The sequence below is a fragment of the Pseudomonas sp. D1-1 genome (assembly GCF_051132225.1).
Lineage (GTDB): Bacteria > Pseudomonadota > Gammaproteobacteria > Pseudomonadales > Pseudomonadaceae > Aquipseudomonas.
The window spans coordinates 5,676,205-5,695,039 of record NZ_CP071676.1; the positions used below are offsets into that span (position 1 = coordinate 5,676,205).

At 62.3% G+C, this 18,835-nt stretch carries 21 protein-coding genes and 2 pseudogenes; 10 read left to right on the plus strand and 13 right to left on the minus strand.

All coding sequences use genetic code 11. From position 1 onward, the window contains the following. Positions 1-207 precede the first annotated feature (207 nt). The 7 genes and pseudogenes from J3P86_RS25695 to J3P86_RS25725 all read right to left on the minus strand — a co-directional run bounded on the left by J3P86_RS25695 (position 208) and on the right by J3P86_RS25725 (position 5,573). Entirely contained in the window at positions 208-1,443 is a 1,236-nt protein-coding gene (locus J3P86_RS25695) for a heme biosynthesis protein HemY (protein WP_434627172.1), read from the minus strand. Continuing rightward, positions 1,440-2,570 carry a uroporphyrinogen-III C-methyltransferase gene (locus J3P86_RS25700; protein ID WP_434700686.1) on the minus strand — a complete coding sequence of 377 codons (1,131 nt, stop codon included), beginning with the start codon at positions 2,568-2,570 and terminating at the stop codon, positions 1,440-1,442. The genes J3P86_RS25695 and J3P86_RS25700 overlap by 4 nt, the downstream gene beginning before the upstream one ends. Positions 2,571-2,654: 84 nt before the next feature. After that, positions 2,655-3,353 (minus strand): annotated as a pseudogene (locus J3P86_RS25705) (uroporphyrinogen-III synthase); the annotation flags it as partial. Further along, positions 3,350-4,291, minus strand: coding sequence for a hydroxymethylbilane synthase (gene hemC, locus J3P86_RS25710; protein WP_434699109.1), 942 nt, complete (start codon positions 4,289-4,291; stop codon positions 3,350-3,352). The pseudogene J3P86_RS25705 and the gene hemC, both read right to left, overlap by 4 nt. A 124-nt stretch (positions 4,292-4,415) precedes the next feature. Continuing rightward, positions 4,416-5,162 carry a LytR/AlgR family response regulator transcription factor gene (locus J3P86_RS25715; protein WP_305497976.1) on the minus strand — a complete coding sequence of 249 codons (747 nt, stop codon included), beginning with the start codon at positions 5,160-5,162 and terminating at the stop codon, positions 4,416-4,418. Further along, positions 5,159-5,308 (minus strand): annotated as a pseudogene (locus tag J3P86_RS25720) (sensor histidine kinase); the annotation flags it as partial. The gene J3P86_RS25715 and the pseudogene J3P86_RS25720, both read right to left, overlap by 4 nt. A 43-nt stretch (positions 5,309-5,351) precedes the next feature. Then, positions 5,352-5,573: a hypothetical protein gene (locus J3P86_RS25725; protein ID WP_434602214.1), complete on the minus strand. Its 222-nt coding sequence runs from the start codon at positions 5,571-5,573 to the stop codon at positions 5,352-5,354. A gap of 51 nt (positions 5,574-5,624) precedes the next feature. Between J3P86_RS25725 and argH the strand changes: the two genes are divergently transcribed. Further along, a complete protein-coding gene (gene argH, locus J3P86_RS25730) occupies positions 5,625-7,019 on the plus strand; it encodes an argininosuccinate lyase (RefSeq protein ID WP_434699110.1) in 1,395 nt (464 codons plus the stop codon). Positions 7,020-7,144: 125 nt separating this feature from the next. Here the strand turns inward: argH and J3P86_RS25735 are convergent, their stop codons facing one another. Further along, the gene (locus tag J3P86_RS25735) at positions 7,145-7,804 is read right to left on the minus strand and encodes a glutathione S-transferase family protein (protein ID WP_434570968.1); all 660 of its coding nucleotides are present in this window, start codon (positions 7,802-7,804) and stop codon (positions 7,145-7,147) included. Between the two features lie 124 nt (positions 7,805-7,928). Between J3P86_RS25735 and J3P86_RS25740 the strand changes: the two genes are divergently transcribed. The 3 genes from J3P86_RS25740 (at position 7,929) to J3P86_RS25750 (ending at position 11,716) form a co-directional block, all read left to right on the plus strand. Continuing rightward, the gene (locus tag J3P86_RS25740) at positions 7,929-8,213 is read left to right on the plus strand and encodes a hypothetical protein (protein WP_434627163.1); all 285 of its coding nucleotides are present in this window, start codon (positions 7,929-7,931) and stop codon (positions 8,211-8,213) included. Positions 8,214-8,451: 238 nt separating this feature from the next. Then, positions 8,452-8,697 (plus strand): TIGR02647 family protein, encoded by a 246-nt coding sequence (locus J3P86_RS25745; RefSeq protein WP_150724924.1) that lies wholly within the window; start codon positions 8,452-8,454, stop codon positions 8,695-8,697. Between the two features lie 175 nt (positions 8,698-8,872). Continuing rightward, complete coding sequence (locus J3P86_RS25750; RefSeq protein WP_434699111.1) at positions 8,873-11,716, plus strand: class I adenylate cyclase; 2,844 nt, start codon at positions 8,873-8,875, stop codon at positions 11,714-11,716. A 6-nt stretch (positions 11,717-11,722) separates the two neighbouring features. Here J3P86_RS25750 and rnk read toward each other — a convergent pair whose 3' ends face one another. From rnk to cyaY, 3 genes are all read right to left on the minus strand, one after another. Further along, positions 11,723-12,133 carry a nucleoside diphosphate kinase regulator gene (rnk, locus tag J3P86_RS25755; RefSeq protein ID WP_434627157.1) on the minus strand — a complete coding sequence of 137 codons (411 nt, stop codon included), beginning with the start codon at positions 12,131-12,133 and terminating at the stop codon, positions 11,723-11,725. A gap of 258 nt (positions 12,134-12,391) precedes the next feature. Next, complete coding sequence (locus J3P86_RS25760) at positions 12,392-12,610, minus strand: DUF1289 domain-containing protein (RefSeq protein ID WP_305497964.1); 219 nt, start codon at positions 12,608-12,610, stop codon at positions 12,392-12,394. Between the two features lie 4 nt (positions 12,611-12,614). After that, positions 12,615-12,947 (minus strand): iron donor protein CyaY, encoded by a 333-nt coding sequence (gene cyaY / locus J3P86_RS25765; RefSeq protein ID WP_434699112.1) that lies wholly within the window; start codon positions 12,945-12,947, stop codon positions 12,615-12,617. A gap of 184 nt (positions 12,948-13,131) precedes the next feature. Here cyaY and lptM point away from each other — a divergent pair, with 184 nt between their 5' ends. Genes lptM through J3P86_RS25795 form a run of 6 tightly spaced genes read left to right on the plus strand, consistent with a single transcriptional unit; the run spans position 13,132 to position 17,735 of the window. Then, a complete protein-coding gene (lptM, locus tag J3P86_RS25770; RefSeq protein WP_047226132.1) occupies positions 13,132-13,302 on the plus strand; it encodes an LPS translocon maturation chaperone LptM in 171 nt (56 codons plus the stop codon). A gap of 9 nt (positions 13,303-13,311) precedes the next feature. Further along, complete coding sequence (gene lysA / locus J3P86_RS25775) at positions 13,312-14,559, plus strand: diaminopimelate decarboxylase (protein WP_434699113.1); 1,248 nt, start codon at positions 13,312-13,314, stop codon at positions 14,557-14,559. A 4-nt stretch (positions 14,560-14,563) separates the two neighbouring features. Beyond that, entirely contained in the window at positions 14,564-15,394 is an 831-nt protein-coding gene (gene dapF, locus J3P86_RS25780) for a diaminopimelate epimerase (protein WP_434627152.1), read from the plus strand. 12 nt (positions 15,395-15,406) lie between these two features. After that, positions 15,407-16,132 carry a DUF484 family protein gene (locus J3P86_RS25785; RefSeq protein WP_434699114.1) on the plus strand — a complete coding sequence of 242 codons (726 nt, stop codon included), beginning with the start codon at positions 15,407-15,409 and terminating at the stop codon, positions 16,130-16,132. 2 nt (positions 16,133-16,134) lie between these two features. Beyond that, a complete protein-coding gene (gene xerC, locus J3P86_RS25790; RefSeq protein WP_434627150.1) occupies positions 16,135-17,034 on the plus strand; it encodes a tyrosine recombinase XerC in 900 nt (299 codons plus the stop codon). Further along, entirely contained in the window at positions 17,031-17,735 is a 705-nt protein-coding gene (locus tag J3P86_RS25795) for an HAD family hydrolase (RefSeq protein WP_305497957.1), read from the plus strand. The genes xerC and J3P86_RS25795 overlap by 4 nt, the downstream gene beginning before the upstream one ends. Positions 17,736-17,936: 201 nt before the next feature. Here J3P86_RS25795 and sutA read toward each other — a convergent pair whose 3' ends face one another. Both sutA and J3P86_RS25805 read right to left on the minus strand, forming a co-directional pair. Further along, complete coding sequence (gene sutA / locus J3P86_RS25800; protein WP_007941277.1) at positions 17,937-18,260, minus strand: transcriptional regulator SutA; 324 nt, start codon at positions 18,258-18,260, stop codon at positions 17,937-17,939. A 101-nt stretch (positions 18,261-18,361) separates the two neighbouring features. Next, positions 18,362-18,787 carry a secondary thiamine-phosphate synthase enzyme YjbQ gene (locus J3P86_RS25805; RefSeq protein ID WP_434570954.1) on the minus strand — a complete coding sequence of 142 codons (426 nt, stop codon included), beginning with the start codon at positions 18,785-18,787 and terminating at the stop codon, positions 18,362-18,364. Between the last annotated feature and the right edge of the window lie 48 nt (positions 18,788-18,835).

Consider the following 18,835-nt stretch of genomic DNA (forward strand, 5'->3'; position numbering starts at 1 on the left):
CCCTCGGACCTTTCAAGACGAGGCGTTGCGGAGACTTCGTCAAAGATGTAAGGAATACCCGACAAGCACCACGAGACTTGGCGCAACAGGCTGTAGGATTTTACTGAAGAGAGCTTCAGCGGCCGCATAACGGACCCAATTCACCTTCGACGGGATGGAAATGCGGCAAGGAAGCAAGCTTCCTCGCCACGATGATTCATTAGTAATTCAAGTGCTCGGAACCGGCAAGGGTGCCGCCAGCAAGCGCTCGTCCAGCAGCCCCAGCCCCTCTTGAAATAACTGGTTGCTGCGCTCCGCATCGCCCAGTTGCGCCAGCAAGCGGGCCAGTTCGGCACAAGCCTCAGGGTTGCGCTGGATGCGCAGGCTGCTTTCGAGATAATCCCGCGCCTTGCCCCACAAGCTGTTTTGCAAGCACAGACGCCCCAGCGTCAGGAGCAGGCTCGGGTCATTCGGATGCTCCTTGAGCCAGCCCTCGGCCGCTTGCAACTGGCGGCTCGGGTCAGCGCCGCGAACCAGTCCGTACAAACGCGCCAGGTGGCTGTCGTAGTGACGCTTGAGCGCAACCCGCAATACCTCCTCAGCCTGCGCCTGGGCGCCCAGCTGACGAAGTTGCTCGGCATAGGCGAGCACCATTGCCGGTTCCTGGCGTTGGGCTGAGGTGAGCTGTTGCCAGGCCCGATCGAGCGATTGCAAGCCGACGCTTCCGTCAGCTTCGCGATGGGCAGCCAAGGTGAGGTTTTCACCCCAGGCCCGCCGTTCCAGCTCAGCCAGTTCGGCGGGCGGCAGGACCTTGTCCTTGCGCAGCTCCGGCAACAGCCGGATCACCGCCGACCAATCACCGCGCTGCTGGTGCAAGCGCTGCAACTGACGCAGGGTCTGGGCATTGTGAGGATGGCGTTCATGCATGGCTTGCAGCGTGCTCAACGCACCGTCGGTGTCACCCCGGTCCGTCTGCAACTGGGCGTGAGTCAGCGCGATGGCCAGCTCGGCCTGGGGCTGCCGCTCCAGAGCGCGCTCAAGCAGACTGTCGCTTTGCTCATAGAGGCCTTGTTCATTGGCCGCGCGGGCGGCGCCGAGGTAATACAACAAGGGCTGGCGCTCGGCTTCGGCGGCGCGGTGAAGATGCCGCTGGGCGCTGGCCCAACGGCCTTCGGCCAGGTCCAACTGGCCATGTTCGATTGCAACTTGTACGCGACGACTCCGGTTGCGTCGCGACCACGGGTTGACCACGCCAGTGGACGTGGTTACCAGCCCGACCAGAGCAAACACTGCGCGCCACAACAGCCAGATCACCGCGATCAGTGCGAGGGTGACCCACAGGCCGGCTTCGTAGCGGAAGCTCTTGTACGCCACCAGCACGTAACCCGAATGCTCGGAAATCGCCACGCCCAGCAAGGCTGCGGCCGCGATGACCACGAACAGAATCACGTAGAGACGCTTCATGGCGCGGTCTCCTGCCCGCCCGCCTTGGGCAGCGGTTTGACCGAGTCTTCAGCATTCAGGTTGCGGCGCTCGAGGTAGGCCTGGACGGCGCTCAGGGTGCCGGTCAGGTCCGGCGTGACCACTGTCACGGGCAACTTGCTCAACTCGCCAACCCGCTCGAGCATGATCTTGCTTTGCGGGTTGTCCTGGTTGAAGTTGTTCCTGAGCACGTCACGCGCCTCGGCCAGCGCCTGGGTGTACACCGCCGCCTGACCATTGAGCGCGGCCCATTGCGCCTGCTCCAGTGCCAGGCTCAAGGCCAGGCGCACCTGGACCAGGCTCTGTCCGGCCAGGAGTGGACGGACGTTTTCATCGGCATTGAAATCGATGCGGATATAACGCGAGATCCGGTCCCACCACTGCGCCCAGCGACTGGCACCATCGCCGTCGCTCGTCAGCCCCAGCAGCGACTCGCCACGGTCCTTGTATTCGGGCGCGAGCTCGGTCAACTGCAGCACCTGGTCACGCAAGGCACCCAGTTGCAGGAACAGCCCGGTGCGATCCGGCTGCTCGGTGCTGCGCAGCGCAGCGAGGGTCTTGGCCAATTGTTCGCGGGCAGCGAATGAGCCCGGGTCGTTCTGCTCGCGCAGGATTTCATCGGCGCCCTGTACCAGTGCCTGGGCACTGCTGATGTCCTGCAGGGCGGAAAGACGCAGGCTGGCCAGGCGCAACAAATGCTCGGCTTCGGCCAGGCGCCAGTCCTTGCGGCTGGCACCCAGCACGGTTTCCAGGCGCTGGTTGAGACGCTGCTGGTCGCCTTGCAACTGGGCAACCTGGCGGCGGCGCTCCTCCAGTTCTTCGGCCGGAGGCAATTGCTCCAGGCGCGCGCTCAGGCGTTGCTCATTGAGCTTGAGGCCCTGGGCCTGGTCATTGAGCGACTGGACCTGGGCGGATTGCTGCTGGGTGCTGGCTTGCAGATGACGCACTTGCCATACACCCCAGCCACCCACGGCGACGCCGGCAGCCCCCAACAACAACGCGACAATCGCCAGCCCGTTGCCGCGACGCGGTGCTATCGGCGGCGCCGTTTCAAGCGGCGCATCGAGCGCTGGCTGGTCCTGATCTTTTGGCAAGGCTGTTTCGCTCACGTATCCATCCTTTGCATTGGAAAACGGCACGGATTGTTCCCGTAATGCCGCCAGCAAAGCCGCGGCGCTGGCGCCACGGCAATCAATAACTGTCCGGGCCCCGGCGGCACGCGCCATGTCGGCGACCCTGGGGCTTGGAACGAACAACGGCAGCCGCGCCAGGGCGGGCCACGCTTCACCGGCGAGCCGGCGCAGATGCTCGAAGCTCTGCCCACTGCTGACCACCAGCGCGTTCAAGCGTTCCGCTTCGACCCTGGCCGGCAGTTCGCCCTCGGCGTATTGCGGCAGGCCGCGCCGGTACAGCTCAAGATAGTCGACACTAGCACCTTGCTCGCGCAAACGCTCTGCCAGCAATCCGCGCCCACCCTCACCACGGACGATCAAGACACGGGGATCGGGCCGGTCGAGCACCTGGCGCAACGCCCCGAGCTCAAGCAAGGCTTCGCTGTCGTCGCCGTTATCGGGATAAAACACGCTGAGGCCGGCATCGGCAAGAATCTGTCCGGTTGCGGCGCCCACGCTGAACCATGGCAAGACCGGAGGTTGCGGCCAATACTGACGCAGCAGCTCCACGCACAAGCGCGCGGCGGGCTTGCTGACCACGATCACGGCGCAATACTGATTCAATTCACGGAGGATCGCCTGCCCGGACTCGGTCACCGGGACCGGCTCGATATCCAGCAGCGGCAGGCTGCTGCTGTAGATCCCCGCATCCGCCAGCACAGCCGCCAGGGCCGCCGATTCGTCCGTCGGCCGGGTCAGCAGCAGCCGCCAGCCCGTCACGCGTGGCCAGCCTCGCCGTAGACTTTCTTGAGGATGTCATCGGCGCCCTGGCTCAGCAGGTCTTCGGCCACCCGCACGCCCAGCGCCTCGGCATCGCGGCGCGGTGCTCGGGCCTGGGCGCTGAGCAGTTGGCCGCCGCTGGGATCGCCCACCAGGCCACGCAGCCAGACCTGCTCGCCTTCGAGCACGGCGTAGCAGGCAATCGGCACTTGGCATCCGCCGTTCAGATGCTTGTTCAGGGCGCGCTCGGCGAAGACCCGCGTGGCGGTGTCGTCGTGGTGCAGCGGCGCCAGCAGCGCATGGATTTCGCTGTCGGCGCTACGGCATTCGATGCCCACCGCGCCCTGCCCACCGGCCGGCAGGCTGTCATCGACGCTGATGGCCGAGGTGATGCGATCTTCAAACCCGAGCCGGATCAGGCCGGCGGCGGCGAGGATGATCGCGTCGTATTCGCCAGCATCGAGCTTGGCCAGGCGCGTGTTGACGTTGCCGCGCAGGAAGCGGATCTGCAGGTCCGGACGCCGCGCCAGCAACTGCGCCTGGCGACGCAGGCTGGAAGTGCCGACCACACTTCCCGGGGGCAATGCTTCAAGACTGGAAAAGCTGTTGGAGACAAACGCATCACGCGGGTCTTCCCGCTCGCAGATGCAAAAAAGGCCCAGGCCTTCCGGGAAGTCCATGGGCACATCTTTCATCGAATGCACGGCGATGTCGGCTTCGTTGTCCAGCAGGGCGGTTTCCAGCTCCTTGACGAACAGGCCCTTGCCACCAATCTTCGACAGTGGCGAATCGAGCAGTTTGTCACCGCGACTGACCATCGGCACCAGCGATACGATCAGGCCAGGGTGGGCCGCTTCCAGGCGGGTTTTGACGTACTTGGCCTGCCAGAGAGCCAAGGCGCTTTTACGGGTGGCGATGCGGATCTCGCGAGGGGACATGGATCAATCCGTACTTAAAAGATACGGCAGATAATAACAGCTCAGCCAAATCCGCTTTGACTTGAATCACGACGCAAAGGCCTCCCTGGCCGCCAATCCTGGAGATGGAACGCTGCGGAACACGCTAAAGCTGTTGCATCATCTTGCGCACGCCCGCCACATGCCGCCGGCTGACGATCAGCGCGTCGCCATTGAGCCCCTTGAGGTAAAGCTGGAAGTGCCCGAGGGGGGTGCGTTGCAAACGCTCGATACGCTCGCGAGCCACCAAGGCGTTGCGGTGGATGCGTACGAACCGTTCGCCGAACTCGTCCTCCAGCGCCTTGAGCGGCTCGTCCAGTAGCACTTCTCCGCTTTCGTGGCGCAAGGTCACGTATTTGTGGTCGGCAATGAAGTAGACCACCTGGTTCAACGGAATCAGCTCGATACCTTTTCGGGTCCGTGCGCTGATGTGGCTGCGCGGGCCGCTGCCGCTCTCGGCGGCCGGGCGGGTAAGCGCCGCCAGTTGCACGCGGTTCGGTCGCTCAGCCTTGCGCAACGCTTCTTCCAGCGCCTCGACGGAAACCGGTTTGATCAGATAGCCCACGGCACCGGCCTGCAACACCTCCGGAGGAAAATCGTCCCGGGTGGTACAGAACACCACCGCGGGAGGCGACTCGCGCTCGCACAGCTTGGCCGCGACCTGCAGCCCGTCCAGGCCAGGCATGCGGATGTCGAGCAGCACGATATCCGGCTTGTGGCTGTCGATAAGGGCCAACGCCTCTTCGCCATTGGTGGCGCTCGGCTCCAGGACACTGTAACCCTCGAGTTCGCCAAGCATTCGGCTCAGGCGCTCGCGGACCAGTGGTTCGTCGTCAACGATCAGGACATTCATATTGCGCTGGATTCCTGCGTGAGTCTCGCACAAGGATAGCGTAGACAGGGGAAGTGACATCCGTCACCGCGATCCACGCTAAGACTCGTCCGAGGGCCAAAAAGTGCCGCGAGGTGGTTGCCTATCTTTACCAGCGCTTGCCTACCGGAGCTCGAGGCCTGTTGTCGCACAACGTCGCCACAGGGACTGTTAACACTCGATCTGATCAATATGAGCACCCCCCATTTTTTTGGTGCGTCCGATGCGTCCAAGATGAAAAAGCAAAGCCCTACGTCCACTGTAGACGGTTGCCACGACGATATTGCTCAATCGAAAAATATCGTTGTGCAAAAACCCGGCAAATGCGTGGCTTTTCCGGGTAAAAAACCTGCCGACCATTGCCAGCGCCAGCCCCGGCAACCCTGCTATCATCCGCCGCAGCCTTAACCGCTACTTTTTCTTCAGCCGATCACGAGCGAATTCATGAGCACTGACAAGACCAATCAGTCCTGGGGCGGCCGCTTCAGTGAACCCGTCGACGCCTTCGTCGCCCGCTTCACCGCCTCCGTCAACTTTGACCAGCGCCTGTATCGCCACGACATCATGGGCTCGATCGCCCACGCCACCATGCTGGCCAAGGTCGGCGTGCTGACCGATGCCGAGCGCGACAGCATCATCGATGGCCTGAAGACCATCCAGGGCGAGATCGAGGCCGGCCAGTTCGACTGGCGCGTGGACCTTGAAGACGTGCACATGAACATCGAAGCGCGCCTGACCGACCGCATCGGCGTGACCGGCAAGAAGCTGCACACCGGTCGCAGCCGTAACGACCAGGTCGCCACTGACATCCGCTTATGGCTGCGCGATGAAATCGACCTGATCCTGGCTGAAATCACCCGCCTGCAAAAAGGCCTGCTGGAACAGGCCGAGCGCGAGGCGGAGAGCATCATGCCGGGCTTCACGCACTTGCAAACCGCGCAACCTGTAACGTTTGGGCATCACATGCTCGCCTGGTTCGAGATGCTCAGCCGCGACTACGAGCGCCTGGTCGACTGCCGCAAACGCACCAATCGCATGCCCCTGGGCAGCGCCGCGCTGGCCGGCACGACCTATCCGATCGACCGTGAATATACCGCGCAACTGCTGGGCTTCGATGTGGTGGGCGGCAACTCGCTGGATAACGTTTCGGACCGCGACTTCGCCATCGAATTCTGCTCCGCCGCGAGCATCGCGATGATGCACCTGTCGCGCTTCTCCGAAGAGCTGGTGCTGTGGACCAGCGCGCAATTCCAGTTCATCGATCTGCCCGACCGCTTCTGCACCGGCAGCTCGATCATGCCGCAAAAGAAAAACCCCGACGTGCCGGAGCTGGTACGGGGCAAGAGCGGCCGGGTATTCGGCGCGCTGATGGGCCTGCTGACCCTGATGAAAGGCCAGCCACTGGCCTACAACAAGGACAACCAGGAAGACAAGGAGCCGCTGTTCGACGCCGCCGATACCTTGCGCGATTCGCTGCGAGCGTTCGCCGACATGATCCCAGCCATCAAGCCCAAGCATGCGGTCATGCGCGAAGCGGCCCTGCGCGGCTTCTCCACCGCTACCGACCTGGCCGATTACCTGGTCCGCCGTGGCCTGCCGTTCCGTGATTGCCATGAGATTGTCGGCCATGCCGTGAAGTACGGCGTCGACAACGGCAAGGACCTGGCGGAAATGAGCCTGGACGAACTGCGCCAGTTCAGCGACCAGATCGAGCAGGACGTGTTCGCGGTGTTGACACTGGAAGGCTCGGTCAATGCCCGTGATCATGTTGGCGGTACGGCGCCGGCGCAGGTAAAAGCAGCGGTCGTTCGTGGCCAGGCGCTTCTCGCCAGCCGCTAAAGCAAGAGCATCGCGAGCAAGCTCGCTCCCACAGGGATTTCAGTGAACACAAATTTTGTGAACATGGAGATCAAATGTGGGAGCGAGCTTGCTCGCGATAGCGGTCGTCAGGACAACGAAACCACTCACTTCCTGGCAGCAATCTTCGCCAGGAACGCCGGCATTTCCGCCTCTCGATCCGCCGCAATCCGCTGTACGTGCGGATTCTGCCCGAGCAGCTCCATCAAGGCCCTGGCCTTCGGCATCTCTGCCAGCAAGTCGATATCGAAAACCTTCTTGCCCACCGGCAAGGCCAGCGAAAGGCTGTAGTAGAAATACAGGTCGGCAATGCTCAGGCTGTCACCCGCCACATAAGGCGAGAATTTTCCGTGCCGGCCAAGCGAGGCAAACCCGAGCAATAACTCGCCCTTGGCCTTGTCCTTGATCGCCTCGGGCACCGCCATGCCAAAAAACGCTTCGGGATAGCAGGCACGTCCCGGCAGCTCGATGTACAACTCGATTTCCCGGCACAAGGCCAGCACCTGGGCGCGCTCGAACGGGTCGTTGGGCAGCAGGGCCTTGCCCGGCTGGGTTTGCTCGATATATTCCAGAATGACGCTGGTCTCGTTGATAAAGCCCTGCTCGGTCTTCAATACCGGCACCTTGCCGCGCGGGCTGATAGCCAGGGCTTCCGGGGTTTGGGCGCCAAAGAACTGGACCTCTTCGAAGGGCAGCCCCTTCTCCAGCAGCGCCAGCTTGACCATGTTGTAATAATTGCTGACAGAAAAACCATAAAGCTTGAGCATTCCATAGCCTCCAGGCCGTGCGGGGTTGGCAGCCTTCGGTTATAGACCGGCGGGACATTTCGCGCCAGGCGCATCACGCTGCTGAATGCAGGTAAACTGGCGGCCATTTCTACAGGAGGCTGCCATGAGCGAGCCAAGCGATATCGAACAGGACGAAGAAGAGTTCGTCGAATCCACGCTGATCCAGGCCATCGAGAACCAGATCGAAAGCGACAACCCGCCAGCGGCCAAGGCCACCTTCAACAAGTTGACCCTGGTCGGTTATGAGCGTGACGAAATCCTCAACCTGATGGCCCACGTGCTGGCGGTTGAAATCGACGCGATCCTGGAAGAAGACCGTCCGTTCAATACCGAGTGGTACGAAGCCGCCCTGCGCGCCTTGCCTGAGCTGCCGCCGGAAAAGAAATGACCCGACGGGCAACGCCGCTCTTGTGGTGAGGGAGCTTGCTCCCGCTCGGCCGTCCGACGCTTCGGGCGCAGCAGTCGCAAATTTTCGGGGTCGCTTCGCAACCCAGCGGGAGCAAGCTCCCTCGCCACAAAAAAATCGCTTTAAACAAAAAAGCACCACACTGACACTGGACAGCTCGGCCGAGTGCGCTCACCTTAGTGACGCTGTCGACCAAATTCCTAGAAAGTCTGGAGTCCTTATGTCGCTTACCCCTGAGCTGGTTGCCGAACTGGAAATCCTTGCACTCTTCAACCTGGACAGTTCCCAGGAAGGCCTGAAAATTCATCAGACCGCTGCCCCGAAAGCCATCGCCGCTGCCAAGCGCCTGTTTGAAAAAGACCTGATAGACCAACCCGATGGCGGTTATCTGACCAGCCTGGGGCGTGATGCCGCGCAAAATGTGCAAACTGTCCTGACGATACTCCGCGCCGAAGAAACCGCCTGATCTCCTCCCGCCCACGGAAATCCCTTTGCCTCGGGGTTTCCGCAGGCGCATGGCTTCTTTCGTAAAAATCCTGGCGTCAAAATCATTTTCAGCTCAAGAATTCCACGATTCGGGCGCTAACCTGCCATCACTTGTGCTTCCCCACGTGCGACGCCGCGAGCCGGTTTGAGCTGACATGACCCGCAATCACGAAATACGCCCCGATCTGGACCAGGGAATCGACCGCAAGGTCCTGAGCCAGTTGCGCGCGCGTTTCCTCAAGCTCAATTCCGGCCGCATGGAGCGCGCCCTGGAAGGGTTGTCGACCCGCCAGCAGGGCGTATTGACGCTGCTTCCGCTGTTCTTTCACGTCAACCATCCACTGCTGCCCGGCTACGTCTCCGGCAGCACGCCCGCCGGGTTGTCGAATTACGAGCCCGACGCCAATGTCCTCGCCGAGGCCCAGCGGCTGACCCGCTCGTTTTCGTATAAGCCGCGCCATGGCAGCAACCCTCCGCGGCCAATCCTCGGCCTGTTCCTGATGGGCAGCCTCGGCACACTCGCCCAGGCCGACCAGAGCGACATGGATGTGTGGGTGTGCCACGGCCCGGACTTGAGCGACGATGAACTCGCCGAGCTACGCAAGAAATGCCAGCTGCTGGAAATCTGGGCCGCCACCCAAGGCGCCGAGGCTCACTTTTTCCTCATCGACCCGGCGCGATTCGTCCGCGGCGAACGGGATAACCAGCTCAGCTCCGATGACTGCGGCACCACCCAGCATTATCTGTTGCTGGACGAGTTCTACCGCACCGCCATCTGGCTGGCCGGGCGCACGCCGATCTGGTGGCTGGTGCCGGTCTATGAAGAAGAGAATTATCAGCAATACACCCACACGCTGATCTCCAAGCGCTTCATCCGTGCCGACGAAACCCTCGACCTGGGGCATCTGGCTTACATCCCGCCGGGCGAATTCATCGGCGCCGGGCTCTGGCAGTTGTTCAAGGGCATCGAGTCACCCTACAAATCCGTGCTCAAGCTTTTGCTGACCGAGGTCTACGCCAGCGAACACCCGGACGTGCGCTGCCTGAGCCTGCGCTTCAAGCAGGCGGTGTTCGCCAATCGCCTGGACCTGGACGAGCTGGACCCGTACATGGTGGTTTACCGCCGTCTCGAGGAATACCTCAACGCCCGTGGCGAACCGGAACGCCTGGAGCTGATTCGCCGCGCGCTGTACCTGAAGGTCAATCGCAAGCTCACCGGCCATGCCCGCAGCAGCGGTTGGCAACGCAATCTGCTTGAGCGCCTGGCGCGGGATTGGGGCTGGGATCAACGCCAACTCGCGTTGCTCGACAGCCGCAGTCAATGGAAGGTCCGCCAGGTCAGCAATGAGCGGCGCGCACTGGTCAACGAGCTGACCTACAGCTATCGCTTCCTGACCCAGTTCGCCCGCACCGAAAAGACCGTCAGCCTGATCAACAAGCGCGACCTCAATGTCCTTGGCCGACGTCTGTATGCGGCCTTCGAGCGCAAGGCCGACAAGGTCGAGTTCATCAATCCCGGAATTGCCCCGGACCTGGCCGAAGACACCCTGACCCTGGTCCAGTCGCCGAACAAGAAAGAGCCGGGGCAGAACCAGTGGGGCTTGTACAACGGCAGCCTGAATGCCTTGGAATGGGAGAATTTCGCGCCGATCAAGCGCAGCCGCGAATTGCTCGAATTGCTCACCTGGAGCCACCGCAACGGGGTGATCGACAGCAGCACGCGCCTGGCGCTGCACCCCGGCGACAGCGACCTGAGCGAGTTCGAGCTGTTCAACCTGCTGGGCAGCCTGCAACAGTCCATCGCCCTGCCCCTGGCCACGGTTGATGAAGAACAGCTGCTGCATGCCAGCGTACCCAGCGAAGTGTTGATACTGGTGAACGTCGGCGTCGACCCGCTCAAGCATCACCGCGACTTGAACATCCTGATGACCACCGAGCGCACCGACTCCTTGAGCTACGCCGGTGTCCGCGAAAACCTGGTCTTGACCCTCGACCAGGTCACCCTCAACAGCTGGAATGAAGTGCTGGTCAACCGGTTCGACGGCGAGCACGCCTTGCTCGATTGCCTGCGCGACTACCTCAACGACTTGCCCCTTACGCAGCGTCAGCCACGCTTACAGGTGCGCTGTTTCTGCCACAACCGTGCGCAGTTCATCGCGCGACGGGTTGAAGAAGTCATCGAGACCGCCCAGACCTTGCTCCTGAGCAAACTCAACTACCGCTACCTGCTTCAGGTCCAGCAGCATTATCACGTGCTAGAGCTGGTGCCCGGCCAGGTCAACCATGTGGCGTTGAGCAGCCTGCCGGCGTTGATGGACTACCTGGGCGAAGAGTTGACGGCGTACAGCCCGCTGCATCTGGACGCGATGGCCATGGAAGAACACGACGCGGCCCTGATCCTGCCCATGGGCCAGCCCGAGTGCATCCAGGTGTTCTACCGGGTCTACGAGGACGAAGCGGAGCTGTATGTGCTCGATGAATTCAACGCGTTGTGGCAGCAGCGCCTGCCCTATCACGATGACCAAAGCCTGCTGGTGCCGCTGCAGCGCTTCCTGCAGTCGGTGCTGTATCGCCGCGACGCCTTGCTGCCGATGGACGCCACCCAGCCGCTGACCCTGGAAATCCTTTATTACCAGCTCCTGCCTTCGGGTAACGGGCGGGCCCGGCGGGTCGAATCACGGCAGGCGCCGCAGACGCCGGTCAACAAGCCCTTCTACGACGTGCAGGCGATCATCGGCAAAGCGGCGCACGGGCAAGTGCACGTCACCCTCTATTGCGATCAGCGGGAATTTTCGGAGCTGGAGCACGGCGACCAACTGTTTCATGTGGTCGCCAGGGAAATCGTCGGGCAGCGCCGCGACGCCGAACGCTATCGCTGCTATATCACCGACCTGGACCTCTCCGGCCTGGTCGGTGACGGTGCCTGCCCAAGCATTTTGTTCCTGCGCTACAAGGCCGACCTGGAGCGCGCACTGAACGAAGCATTGAATCAGGTCTGACGGGGTTCAGGACGGGAAATCACCGCCATTGGCCGGCTGGGACTCGACTTCCAGCAACGTCAGCTTCAAGGTCTTGCCACCCGGCGCCGGCCAGTCGATGTGCTGCCCCACCTTCAAGCCCAGCAAGGCACTGCCCACCGGCGCCAGGATCGAAATCCGGCCCTGGTCGGCGTTGGCGTCCTTCGGGTAGACCAGCGTCAGATGGTAATCCTTGCCGCTGCTTTCCTCGCGGCAGTGCACGCGTGAATTCATGGTCACGACATCGGCGGGCACTTCATCGTGGCCGACCAGTGTCTCGGCGCGATCCAGTTCGGTTTGCAACGCGATCACACCGGGAAGCGTGTCATCCAGGCTGTCGATCAAGCGCTCCAGACGTTGTACGTCCAAGCGAGTCAGGGTGATGGAAGGTGCGGTCATGATCCAGGCAGACTCCTTTCTTCTGCACGAAAAAAGCAAAACCCCGCCACATAAGACGGGGTTTTCACGCGCCTCGATGAGTTGAGGCGTTGCTGGACACTACCACAGCTCAATAAATATACAACCCGGATGGTTTTTGCCCATCTGGTGGAAGGCTTTTGTGGCGAGGGAGCTTGCTCCCGCTGGGTTGCGAAGCGACCCCAAGAATCTTGCGACTGCTTCGCAGCCGAGCGGGAGCAAGCTCCCTCGCCACGGGCATCATGACAAAGACTTGCGTTTGGCGGCCTCGGCACAGATCACCCGCCGGCGCTCATCATCCGCCGAGCGCCATTCGCGGATATCTTCCACGTGCCGGAAACAGCCGAGGCAGACCTTCTGCTCATCCAGCTTGCACACGCTGGTGCAAGGCGACGGAACGGCGGGGCTGACGTTGCTGTAGAGCGGCTTGGGTGGCCGCGCCGGGGCTGGCTGGCTCACGCGGTCACAGTCCTTCGAAATCGAGCTCAGCGTCCGCCTGCTGCTTGACGATGCGTTCGAGCATCTCGCCCAACTGCTCTTCACTCTTGTCGCACATCCAGCGCTCGCTTTCCTCGTCATAGTCGAAGTGAAAACCACCGGACACCGCCGCCAGCCACAACTGCCGCAACGGTTCCTGGCGGCTGAAGATCAGCTGGCTACCGTTCTCGAACTTGACGGTCAGTACACCAGCGGAGCTTTCCAGGTCGATATCCATGTCGCTCTCGTCGAAGATATCTTCCAGCGTTTGCTGGGTCGCATCGACCAGGTCGTGGAAACGGGCTTCAGTCAAACTCATTGCGGCAACCTCGAAAATGTCTGCTCATGCTCAAGCGCCGCAAGATACGGACGCTTCCCGGCGATTGCAAAGGATATACCGGTTGAGACCACCAGCGCCGCCGGACGGGCGCCCCGTTGCATAGGCAAGCTGACGGGTGGCCGGTATACTCCGGCGCAATTAACGCATTTTCAAGGATTTCGCCATGAAGCGCCTGATCTCTTCCCTTGCTGCGCTCGTCGCGGTTGCCTGCCTTGTGACAGCCTGTGGTCAAAAAGGTCCGCTGTACCTGCCTGATGACAGCAAGTCCCCTGAAGAACAGGCCAAGTCGTCGCAATCCAAGTCACACGCGCACGACACCCACACCACTTACTAAGGGACCGCCATGGACGCTTTTAACTACCGTGGCGGGGAGCTGTTCGCGGAAGGGGTTGCCCTGTCCGCGATAGCCGAACGTTTCGGCACGCCGACCTACGTCTATTCCCGTGCCCATATCGAAGCCCAGTACCGCACCTTCGCCGATGCCCTCGAAGGCATGCCGCACCTGGTGTGCTTCGCGGTAAAAGCCAACTCGAACCTGGGCGTGCTCAACGTCCTGGCGCGCCTTGGCGCCGGCTTCGACATCGTCTCCGGAGGCGAGCTGGAGCGTGTGCTGGCCGCGGGTGGCAGCGCCGACAAGATCGTTTTCTCCGGTGTCGGCAAGACCCGCGAAGACATGCGCCGCGCGCTGCAAGTCGGTGTGCATTGCTTCAACATCGAATCCACCGACGAGCTGGAGCGGTTGCAGGTCGTCGCCGCCGAGCTGGGCGTGCGCGCACCGGTTTCCTTGCGCGTGAACCCGGACGTCGACGCCGGCACCCACCCGTACATTTCCACTGGCCTCAAGGAAAACAAGTTCGGCATCGCCATTGCCGACGCCGAGGACGTGTACGTGCGCGCAGCCCAGCTGCCAAACCTGGAAGTGCTCGGCGTCGATTGCCACATCGGCTCGCAACTGACCACCCTCGAACCGTTCATCGACGCCCTCGACCGCCTGCTGGCGCTGGTCGATCGCCTCGGCGACTGCGGCATCTACCTGCGTCACATCGACCTGGGCGGCGGTGTCGGCGTGCGTTATCGCGACGAAGAACCGCCATTGGTGGCCGACTACATCAAGACCGTGCGCGAGCGCCTCGAAGGCCGCGACCTGGCATTGATGTTCGAGCCCGGTCGCTACATCGTCGCCAATGCCGGCGTGCTGCTGACCCAGATCGAGTACCTCAAGCACACCGAGCACAAGGATTTCGCCATCGTCGACGCGGCCATGAATGACCTGATCCGTCCGGCGCTGTACCAGGCCTGGATGGATGTCACCGCGGTGCGCCCACGCGATACCGCGGCCCGCGCCTACGACATCGTCGGGCCGATCTGCGAAACCGGCGACTTCCTGGCCAAGGGTCGGGAGCTGGCGCTGGAAGAAGGCGATCTGCTGGCCGTGCATTCGGCGGGTGCCTACGGGTTTGTCATGAGTTCCAACTACAACACCCGCGGCCGTTGCGCCGAGGTGCTGGTGGACGGTGATCAGGCATTCGAAGTGCGCCGCCGCGAGACGGTAGCCGAGCTGTTTGCCGGCGAAAGCCTGTTGCCGGAGTAATACCATGCTGCTGCGTTTTACCAAGATGCACGGCCTGGGCAATGACTTCATGGTCCTCGACCTGGTCAGCCAGCACGCGCACATCCTGCCCAAGCATGCCAAGCAATGGGGCGACCGCCACACCGGCATCGGCTTCGACCAGTTGCTGATCGTCGAGGCGCCGAACAACCCGGACGTGGATTTCCGCTACCGGATCTTCAATGCCGACGGTTCCGAAGTGGAGCAATGCGGCAACGGTGCGCGCTGCTTCGCCCGCTTCGTGCTGGACAAGCGCCTGACTGCCAAACGGCAGATTCGCGTCGAGACCAAAAGCGGCATCATCGAACTGGATGTCCGCAGCGACGGCCAGATCGGCGTCAACATGGGCGCCCCACGCCTGGTTCCGGCGGACATTCCGTTCCAGGCACCGGCCCAGGCCCTGAGCTATACCGTCGACGTCGACGGTACGCCGGTGGAACTGGCGGCGGTGTCCATGGGCAACCCCCATGCCGTGCTGCGGGTGGATGATATAAACAGTGCGCCCGTGCACGAACTGGGGCCGAAGATCGAGCATCATTCGCGCTTCCCGGCCCGGGTGAACGTCGGCTTCCTGCAGGTCATAGACCGGCATCGTGCGCAACTGCGCGTCTGGGAACGCGGCGCCGGGGAAACCCAGGCGTGCGGCACCGGCGCCTGCGCCGCGGCCGTCGCCGCGATCAGCCAGGGGTGGATGGATTCGCCATTGCTGATCGACCTGCCTGGCGGGCGCCTGTCCATCGAATGGGCAGGCCCTGGCCAACCGGTGATGATGACCGGCCCGGCCGTACGCGTATACGAAGGACAAGTTCGTCTTTGAGTGAGCCAAACCATGACCGATAAGCCTCAGGTTCCAGCCCCGCAGCCCGACGAATCCCCGAGCCAGAACCCGGAAGCCGCAGCCGTGGCCGCTTACCTGGAGGCCCATCCGGACTTTTTCGTCGCGCATGAAGACCTGCTTTCGACGATGCGCATTCCCCACCGGCGCGGCGATACCGTGTCGCTGGTGGAGCACCAGATGAAGATCCTGCGCGAACGCAACATCGAAATGCGCCACCGTCTTTCGCACCTGATGGACGTGGCGCGCGACAACGACCGGCTCTTCGACAAGACCCGTCGCCTGATCCTCGCGTTGATGGACGCCAGCACCCTGGAAGACCTGGTGATGAGCGTCGAAGACAGCCTGCGCCAGGATTTCCAGGTGCCTTTTGTCAGCCTCATTCTGTTTGGCGACAACGCCATGCCGGTGGGGCGCTGGGTGACTCACGCCGAAGCGCAGACCGCCATCGGCGGCCTGCTCACGGAAAACAAAAGCGTCAGCGGTAGCCTGCGCGAACATGAGCTGGATTTCCTGTTCGGCGAAGAACAACGCAAGCAGATCGGCTCTACGGCCGTCGTCGCCATTGCCCACCAGGGCGTGCACGGCGTGCTGGCCATCGCCAGCCGCGATCCGCAGCACTACAAGAGCTCGGTCGGCACGTTGTTCCTGAGTTATATCGCCGAAGTCACCGGCCGCGTGCTGCCACGGGTTGCCGGTTCGCTGCGCTCGGTACGCTGACGATGGAACGGCAACTGGACGCCTACTGCGAGCACCTGCGCAGTGAGCGCCAGGTGTCGCCCCACACCTTGTCGGCGTATCGCCGCGACCTCGAAAAGGTGCTGGGCTGGTGCCAGAAACAGAATATCGGCAGCTGGTCGGCGCTGGATATCCAGCGCCTGCGCAGCCTGATTGCCCGCCTGCATCAACAAGGGCAATCCTCCCGCAGCCTGGCGCGACTGTTGTCGGCGGTGCGCGGCTTGTACCAGTACCTCAATCGTGAAGGCCTTTGCGACCACGACCCGGCCACCGGCCTGGCACCGCCCAAGGGCGAGCGTCGGCTGCCCAAGACCCTCGACACCGACCGCGCCTTGCAATTGCTGGAGGGCGCCGTCGAGGATGACTTTCTCGCGCGGCGAGACCAGGCAATCCTCGAGCTGTTCTATTCCTCGGGCCTGCGGCTTTCAGAACTGACCGGGCTGAACCTGGAACAACTGGACCTCGCCGACGGCATGGTTCAGGTGCACGGCAAGGGCAGCAAGACCCGCCTGCTGCCTATCGGCCGCAAGGCCCGGGAAGCCTTGGACCTGTGGCTGCCGCTCCGGGCAATGGCCAACCCGGCCGATGAAGCAGTCTTCGTCAGCCAGCAAGGCCGGCGCCTCGGGCCGCGAGCGATACAATTGCGGGTCAAGGCTGCCGGTGAGCGCGAACTTGGGCAGAACCTGCATCCACACATGCTGCGACATTCGTTCGCCAGTCACCTGCTCGAATCGTCCCAGGACCTGCGCGCCGTCCAGGAGTTGCTCGGCCATTCGGACATCAAGACCACCCAGATCTATACCCATCTGGATTTCCAACACCTGGCGACGGTCTATGACAGTGCCCACCCCAGGGCCAAACGCATCAAGGGCGACGAATCATGACCATCGAACTCATCACTTTCGACCTGGACGACACCCTGTGGGACACCGCCCCGGTGATCGCCAGCGCCGAAGCCGTATTACGTCAGTGGCTGACCGATAACGCACCGGACCTGGGCGATTTTCCGGTGGAGCGCTTGTGGGCAATCCGCACACAAGTGCTCAGCGAAGAGCCGGACCTCAAGCACCGCATCAGTGCCTTGCGCCGACGCGTGCTGTTCCGGGCACTGCAAGACGCCGGCTACGATCAATGGCGGGCTTCGGAGCTGGCAGACCAGGGATTCGAGGCCTTCCTGCATGCCCGACATCAACTGGAGGTCTTTCCCGAGGTGCAGCCGACCCTGGAATTGCTCGCCAATGATTACGCCCTTGGCGTCGTCACCAATGGCAACGCCGACGTGCGGCGCCTGGGGCTGGCGGATTACTTCAAGTTCGCCCTGTGCGCCGAGGACATCGGCATCGCCAAGCCCGACGCCCGGCTGTTCCACGAAGCCCTGCAACGCGGTGGCGCGACCGCGCAGACTGCCGTGCACATCGGCGATCACCCGGGCGACGACATCGCCGGCGCCCAACAGGCCGGCCTGCGCGCAGTGTGGTTCAACCCGACGGGCAAGGCGTGGGACGCCGACCATGCGCCGGATGCGGAAATCCGCAGCCTGACCGAACTGCCGGGGTTATTGGCAGGATGGCATAACCCGCGCTAAGCCCCCGACAACCACAACGCCGCCTGTTTGGGAGCGAGCTTGCTCGCGATGACGGCGGCACATCCAACATCGATGTGACAGGTAAACCGCTATCGCGAGCAAGCTCGCTCCCACAGGATCGGCGTATGGTCCTAAACTTTATCCGACCCATGAAAAAGCCCGCAGCGACGGCGGGCTTTTTCAGCAAGCAAGGGCAGATACTCAGATCGGGCGGCTGCCGTACTTGTTGTCAGGCTTCTTGGGCGGATCGGCGACCACATTGGCCTCCACTTCCTGCACCTTGCCACCTCGGGCCAGGAATTCCTCCATGGCCTTGGCGAGCGCATCACGCTCCTTGTTCTTGGCCTCTACGCTCGGCAACTCGTCGACCGATACCGCCGCCTTGGCCTTGCCTTTGGCGGTCGGGACCGGAACATCGGCACCGTCATCGTCAGCGACGTCTTCAGCCGCCGCTTCCAGGCCTTCTTCGGCCTCGTCTTCATCACCTACTTCGAGGTCGTCGTTTTCCAGATCATCGTCGCTCATGTTCTACCTCATGACTTGCGAAAAGCAGATTAGTTATAGCCCAGCTTCGCCATCTGTCGAAGGCTGCCAGAAAAAATTCAACATCCGCCAACCATCAGCGGTCATGCCCCTTCACCGTACAAGGTGGCGAGGACTTTACGAGTACCGCCATGATCACGGTGCTCGCCCAGATAAACACCTTGCCAGGTGCCCAACGCCAACCGTCCCGCCGTCACCGGAAGACTGAGCTGACATCCCAGCACGCTGGCCTTGAAGTGCGCCGGGAGGTCGTCCAGGCCTTCGTCGTTGTGCTCATAGTCGGCGGTTCCTTGTGGGATCAGCCGATTGAAAAATCGTTCGAAGTCTCGACGTACCGCCGGATCGGCGTTCTCGTTGATGGTCAGCGAGGCCGAGGTGTGCTGCAGCCACAGATGCAACAGACCGACACGACATGCCTTGAGTTCAGGCAGGCCGGCGAGCAACTCGTCCGTTACCAGATGAAAGCCCCTGGGCCTTGCCCGCAGGGTTATCAGCGTCTGTTGCCACATACAGTTCTCCGCACGTTCGGCGCGCATTCTAGCGCGCTCTGGGAAAAA